The organism is Citrobacter sp. Cpo091, from assembly GCF_030332645.1.
GTDB classification, from domain to species: Bacteria; Pseudomonadota; Gammaproteobacteria; order Enterobacterales; family Enterobacteriaceae; genus Citrobacter; species Citrobacter portucalensis.
This window is the reverse complement of the sequence record NZ_JAOWHL010000035.1, coordinates 1-6572: the sequence shown is the minus strand read 5'-3', so window position 1 is coordinate 6572 and position 6572 is coordinate 1. Positions and strand designations below refer to the sequence as shown.

The 6572-nt window shown below is 52.8% G+C and carries 5 protein-coding genes; 2 read left to right on the top strand and 3 right to left on the bottom strand.

All coding sequences use genetic code 11. The features are described from left to right. Positions 1-8: 8 nt before the first annotated feature. Positions 9-1169, bottom strand: a complete 1161-nt coding sequence (locus tag OGY04_RS14055) for an IS30-like element ISCfr4 family transposase (RefSeq protein ID WP_286584749.1) — start codon at positions 1167-1169, stop codon at positions 9-11. Positions 1170-1444: 275 nt separating this feature from the next. Here OGY04_RS14055 and OGY04_RS14050 point away from each other — a divergent pair, with 275 nt between their 5' ends. Both OGY04_RS14050 and OGY04_RS14045 read left to right on the top strand, forming a co-directional pair. After that, on the top strand, positions 1445-2668 hold the full coding sequence (locus OGY04_RS14050) for an MFS transporter (RefSeq protein WP_154145304.1): 1224 nt from the start codon (positions 1445-1447) through the stop codon (positions 2666-2668). Between the two features lie 392 nt (positions 2669-3060). After that, complete coding sequence (locus OGY04_RS14045; protein WP_286585427.1) at positions 3061-3561, top strand: P-loop nucleotide/nucleoside kinase family protein; 501 nt, start codon at positions 3061-3063, stop codon at positions 3559-3561. A 300-nt stretch (positions 3562-3861) separates the two neighbouring features. Here the strand turns inward: OGY04_RS14045 and OGY04_RS14040 are convergent, their stop codons facing one another. Further along, positions 3862-5859, bottom strand: a complete 1998-nt coding sequence (locus OGY04_RS14040) for a heparinase II/III domain-containing protein (RefSeq protein WP_286585426.1) — start codon at positions 5857-5859, stop codon at positions 3862-3864. A gap of 20 nt (positions 5860-5879) precedes the next feature. Continuing rightward, a partial coding sequence (locus OGY04_RS14035; protein WP_286585252.1) for an MFS transporter occupies positions 5880-6572 on the bottom strand: 693 nt, incomplete at its 5' end.

Genomic DNA, 6572 nt, shown 5'->3' with positions numbered 1-6572 from the left:
CTGTGAGTTCAACTGATGGACGCAACACACTTATTGAACCGTTCTGCTGGTGATTCATAGTCTAGCGTTTTTCTCGGCCTTTCGTTGAGCTGTCTGGCAACACTGTTAAGTCTTTGCTGGCTGTGAACCGATAAGTCAGTTCCTTTTGGAAAATATTGTCTGAGCAATCTGTTCGTATTTTCATTTGAGCCACGTTGCCAGGGAGATTGAGGATCACAAAAATAAATCTGAATGTCTGTCGCTATAGTAAATCGTGTGTGGCTGGTCATTTCAGCGCCACGATCCCAAGTTAATGTTTTATAAAGCTCAGCAGGTAATTCCCGGGCTTGTCTGATGAGTGCAGATATAACTGTTATGGTCTTGTTGTCTCTGATCTTCGCCAGCATAACAAAACGGGAATGACGTTCTACGAGGGTGATGATATAGGAGTTTTTCGAGCCCTGAATCAAGTCACCTTCCCAGTGACCTGGAATAGCTCTGTCAGCCGCCTCTGGTGGCCTTTCGCTGATAGGTATCGTGTTCGGGATTGACCCTAATCCTTTCCCTTTAAGCGATGACGTTCTGGATCTACGCACGACTCTTCCGCTTCTAAGGCATTGCTGCAGCTCTTTTTTTAATGCTCCCCGGGTTTGTATAAAAAGCGTTTTATAAATCGTTTCGTGTGACACATGCATTTCCTGATTATCCGGATAACAGCGTTTCAGCCAACCGGCGATCTGTTCCGGCGACCAGTCCTGATGCATCTTCTCTGCAATAATTTTACACAATGCGGGGCTTTCAATTAGCTTGCAAGGTTTTGGTCTCAGGGCATTTTCCCACGCAGTAGCATCGGCTTTTGCTGCACGGTATTGTTTTGCACCACCGTGCCTACTGACCTCGCGGCTAATCGTTGAGGGCGCTCTTGATAATTTGGCAGCGATGTCCCTGATGCTGCGTTTTGCTACCAGCCCTCTGGATATCTCTTCTCTTTCGTCTAGCGAAAGCGCTAATCGGTGTCGCTTTCGGACAGGGGGACGGTATCCACCAGTCTGGTGGATAGTGGGCATGATAGAAGAATGATATCTGTCGAACATCCTTGCGATATCATGCAGGGAATCACCTTGCTTATATCTGTCCCAGATAATCGCTTTCTGTTCAGGCGTGTAGTAAATGCGCGTTCTTCGTTTCATGGCAACGTCCCCCTTGATTAAGGATAGCGTTGCATCGACCCATTGAACTCACAGCACTAAGCGGACAAGCTAACAGAACTGCAGGTCCGCTGTGAGCGAGAAGCGGACGCTCAGGCTTCGGGAATACCGCCTGCTTTTTGTGTGATACAATGTCGTATCTGCTTCCATGAAAGTAAATTATCCAATGTAAAGATTCTGTCTTTTAACAGTTTTTGCTTTCCGCATTGCCTGTGGGCTGTGTGGGCTTCTGTTATTTAAGGTGAGAATCTTTCCGCATGAATACTTTGCTGCTTGCGCTTTTTCGCGCACTGCGTAGTCATGACTGGCTGCGCTTCCTTGGTTTTGCCTATATCCTGTCATCCCTTGGTAATGGACTTACTCAGGTAATTGTTTTTGGACAACTTTTACACTGGCAGGCTTCTCCTGCGACTCTGACGATGGTTTATATGCTGTCAATGCTGCCCAGTTTTATAGGGAGCATCCTGGGCGAAGCCCTGTGTAAGAAGGTTTCACCACTCCGAATCCTGATTTTTACAGAGCTGCTCGGCCTGCTTGCACTTATTTTTCCGCTATATGGTTTGCTACATCATAACGTTCCGGCTCTGCTTGCGGTGCAGTGTTCGGAAGCGCTATTCAGCGGCATGAGTTACCCAGCTCTAACGCTGCTGTTTAAACGCGGATTACCGCATGACGAACTACCTGCAGCAACCGCCATGGAAACGATAATTTTTGCCTCACAGGTTTTGCTGGGTACCGGGTTGGGCGTTTTACTGTTCGACCTGATTTCTCCTTTGAATCTCCTTGCCATTGATGCCGTGAGTTTTGTCGCTTCTGCTGCTTTGCTTCTGATGTCAGCCTCTGTTTTTCAGGCGATGGAGCTGCAACCTGAAAAAGCGGTGCCTGACACGCATAAGTTATTCTGGCGATGTTTATCTCCCCTGCAAAAACGAAGCGTTATGCTTTTACCTGCCCTAGCAGCTGTGGGTTCTCCCGCAATGGCGCTTTTACCTGCTCTTGCACAGGAAATAAGGCCAGAAGAGTCAGCCGAGCTGGCACTGCCGCTGCTTTTTGCGCGCAGCCTCGGACAACTCTGCGGCCCGCTAATACTTAATGCTGGTAAATTGCAGCGCTATTCCGCTAATAACAGGCTGTTGTTGCTATGCCTGGGCGGATACATCTGTAGTTATTTTTTATTACCTTTGTCCGCCGGCTTTCCGTACGCCGGGCTTATTATGATTTTCAGTGCACACATGGGTTCGAATATTGTTTTTGCTTTAGGTACGTTCGGCGTACTTAAGAACTTCGCAGAAACTCAGGTCGCCAAAGCCAGTGCACTTGCATGGCGCGGACAGGTTCTGACCGCAGCTATTTCTACCGGTATAACCAGTGTGATAGCGCAGAATTTTGGTGCTTTTACTGCTCTGTACAGCATTTCTCTGTTCAGTCTGGGAGGCGTCGGAGTTTTGCTCTGGTTAAACAGGACACCCAGAACAAATTAACACGGGGTTGTGCGTAGCATCATCAACAAAAGTGGGGAGCAGGTTTCTCCCCACTAATATAATGTCCGCTTCTGGCACGGAGCAGGCGGGAATGGTGGCGTTGAGTTCATAGCACCACACGGTTGGTGCACTGGCCTGCAGAACGCATGGAAGAAGAACTGCTGCCGCTGCTGATGAGCTCCACGCAATCTGCCATTATATGCTGTCGGTTAGCAAGGTCAGAGTCGGGCGTTTCCTCTTTCCAACATGGCCGATATGAGCGAGGAGCGGGCACGCCATGTATTAACACAAGCAGTAATACTATTACTTGTCATAACACTGCGATGTGAAACCCCACAATCTAAGGCCGCTGTGTTTTAATCTGTTGGGTTTCATCATTTAAAGGACAAGTTATGCTAATCATCTTCAGTGGATTGCCTGGTAGCGGGAAGAGCACGATCGCTCAGGCTTTGGCAAAGCAGTTAAGCGCATTTTACTTGCGAATCGATACGATTGAGCAAGCCATACTCAAAGCCGAAGAAGATGACCGTGAAATGGGACCTGCTGGGTATTTCGTCGCTTACTCACTCGCCAGGGAGAATCTGCTATTAGGAGCAACAGTAATCACTGACTCAGTGAACCCACTGGCGTTAACCCGTGATGCCTATCGAGAAATCGCTTTATCCGCAGGCACCGGTTTTTTAGAGATTGAGATTGTATGTTCCGATGAGATAGAACATCGTAAACGAGTAGAAACCAGAGTGTCTGAAATAGAGGGGCTAACCCTGCCTGACTGGAAAGATGTCACAGATTTGGCTTATGAACCATGGAACAGAGAACACCTCATTTTAGACTCATGCAGTTTATCCAGTGATGAATGTGTCTCGCGGATCATCGACGTTCTTTCCCAATGATTCGGCCTTAAAAAATACCCCAGCGGGGACTTAGCAATGTCCGCTTATGGCACGCAGCGGACATGACCTGTTCCACGTTGATTAATACACCGTAATGTTAGTAATGGCTTCCAGCTGTGGTAAAAGCTTCTTATCTATTTTAAATGCCAGGGCACGGATAGCTGGCTAATGCGATTTCCCTTTTCTCTCCGGCCTTGGTAATCAAAAAACCAGCCCTAAAGCTGGTTCTCCTGCTCCGTGTTCGAACGGCCTGACCATGGAAGATAGCGTATCGTCAGGCACAGTCGCCGATATAAGGCATCAGATAGGGTGGGTGATGATCTCCCGCTGTAAATCCGAGGTGATAGTCACGGTGTTTTGCCGCAGCGAGATAACCACGTTACGCATCAGGTCCTCTTCCGCGTGCAGGTCAATGACGTGAACGCTGATGAATGCCGGTGCCCGTGAGCGGGTTTTCAGGTAGCTCAGTGACGTCAGAGGCGGGTTTGCCGGGCCCTGCAACTGGTGGAGTTCTGCCTTCGGGTCACTGCAGGCGCAGTGGATCTGGATTTTTTTCCCCATCAGGGTGCGGAACGGCACCGTGACTGTCCGGCCCATCGGGCTGACGAAGCACTCACTGAAATAAAACATCGGGTCGCTTTCGTCATAATCACGCAGGGGCCGGTAGCTTCCGGTGGTTATCAGCCGTTCGCCGTCAATGTGCAGAATGTTATCCAGCTGACGGCGGTGGGGGTTGGTCACGCGGGTGATATCCACCACCATGTGTTCATACACAATCACCTTCCGGCGATAAACGATGTCCCGGTAGGCGTGGGTGTTCCACTCCACGCGGGTCAGGCAGGGTACCTCGGCCGGGGGCTCACGCCAGTCTACCTCGACCGTCACCTCGGCGTACTTTTCCGTCTCTGTAAAGCTCAGTGTCTGTGGACTGGCGGGCGGCTGGTTGGACTCTTCTGCGCACAGGACGTTATGGGTGAGCGTGTTCTTGTAGTAGCTGTAGTGCATCGGTGCCCCGTAACCGGTAGTCCCCATGTCAGGAAGAATGGCCACGTTCTGGTCGTAAATAATGAGCCCGGGCTTATCGTAGTGATCGTGCTCGCCCCCGTAGGGGGTGTGCTTGACGACCACCGCCCGACCCTGATCGGGATTGCGGAAGATGGTGATGCCGTTATCCGGGTCGTGATAATTGCCCGTCTCCTGGACCGGCTCTGTGATGCGCAGCCGCGGATCGCCGTACAGGAAGGCACCCAGGCTGGTCCGGGGCTCCTTGTCATAGATGATGGAGAGCATGCGCGCATAGTTGTCTTCCCCGTAGCAGGCGTAGGCAAACTCGTAAAGGTCAGGATAGGTCACCGTATCTTTCATCGGGATGCAGTCATTGAATGTGGGCTCGGTGTCGTCCGGCATCAGCAGCTTAATGGGCAGGTCGAGCATTTTCCTGTAGTACGGCTGGCTCATCAGGCTGTAGTCCTGGTGGGCATAGCGGACCATGCGCTCAAATTCGAAGAAGCCCTGCAGGGCATAATGGTGATAGTGCAGGGACCCTTCAAACCACAGGCCGCCTTTGAGGACCCCACACCTGAGCTGGTCGTGCAGACCCCAGACGGCATTGACGCCGGTCTGCAGGTAGCGGGGGTCATCCAGCACCGCGCCGGTCATAGCCAGCGCACTGTTGATCCGCACTTCATGGTTATGCAGTTGCTTCCAGCGCTTACTGATGAGAAATTCGGCGCATGCCCGGAGTAAATCACGCTCGATGGTGGTCCGCTCTGCCGGGGCCAGTGCGTCATAGATGAGATCGTAGCCCTTCACAAACCCGGACAGACACAGGGCTTCACAGAGCGTCTGGGCATTCATTTTCCCGGGGCCGTTATAGGGGATCCCGCCGTGCTCGGCATAGCCGGGGTAGTAGCGCGCGTACGCCATGAGGATATCCCGTACTATCGTGAAATAGACCTTCTCCCCGGTCAGCATCCAGGCGATACCCAGTTCATAACAGGCCCGGGCGTTCAGATCGTTGAGTTTTCGCCACCAGGCGCCCCGGTACGGTTCCCCCGTCAGAACTTCGTTATCGACCGGGCAATGGTAGGCTTCCGGTGAGAGCCGGTCCCACATAAGCGGGACGCCATGTTTCGGGCAGTAGTAGAAGAGCTCCCAGCTGGCACATCCTGTTTCGGGGACCAGAACGGGGTGGTTAAGCACGACCTCATTGTCTTTGCGTATTTTGTTAAGGATGCGTGGATCGTCGAGGCTGGCCTGTCTCAGGCGCTGGATATCGGACGGACTGAACTGTTTCATGATGCTTTCTCCTGGTGGGGTCAGAGACCCGGGTTAAGGACAGTGTCACGGAGGGGATCGGAACGGGGAATGCTGAGCAGGGTCCAGAGCAGGACGGCTCCGATAAGATCGAGGAAGCCCAGCACGTCGAAGACCAGGCTGTAGCCGATACTGGCCACGGCGATCCCGATCAGCAGCGTCCCGATAAATCCCCCCACGCCGCCGACCAGCCCGGCAAAGCCGGTGACGGTGCCGACCTCGTCCTCGCTGAAGAATTCAGCCGACATGCTGATCACCGTGATGGAGGCACACTGGTGGGCGAACCCGGCGACGCAGAAGAGGGTGATAGCCATCCCGGTGGTGGTGACAAAGTTGAGCAGCGGGATAAGCATCATCAGGCAGGCGGCCAGGGTGAAGGTGATGCGTTTGGCGTTGATGAGGGTGATCCCGCGCCGGTTAAGCCACTGGGCAAACAGGCCCGCAAAGAGGCAACCTGCGTCGGCGGTGAGGAACGGCAGCCAGGCGAAGAGGGCAATTTGTTTCAGATCCAGATGGCGGACGGTCACCAGATAGAGGGGCATCCAGAAGCCCAGCGCGGCCCAGGTGGGGTCCGCAAACAGGCGGGGCAGCGAGATGGCCCAGAGGTTCCGCCGGGGCAACAGCGATTTCAGCGAGACGCGGCGCGTGACTTTCGTGCGCTTTGCTTCCCGGCCAATCAGGCCGAGCTCCTCTTC

Coding starts and splice junctions, on each gene's coding strand:
- OGY04_RS14055 (WP_286584749.1), bottom strand. CDS start 1,169: ATGAAACGAAGAACGCGCATTTACTACACGCCTGAACAGAAAGCGATT.
- OGY04_RS14050 (WP_154145304.1), top strand. CDS start 1,445: ATGAATACTTTGCTGCTTGCGCTTTTTCGCGCACTGCGTAGTCATGAC.
- OGY04_RS14045 (WP_286585427.1), top strand. CDS start 3,061: ATGCTAATCATCTTCAGTGGATTGCCTGGTAGCGGGAAGAGCACGATC.
- OGY04_RS14040 (WP_286585426.1), bottom strand. CDS start 5,859: ATGAAACAGTTCAGTCCGTCCGATATCCAGCGCCTGAGACAGGCCAGC.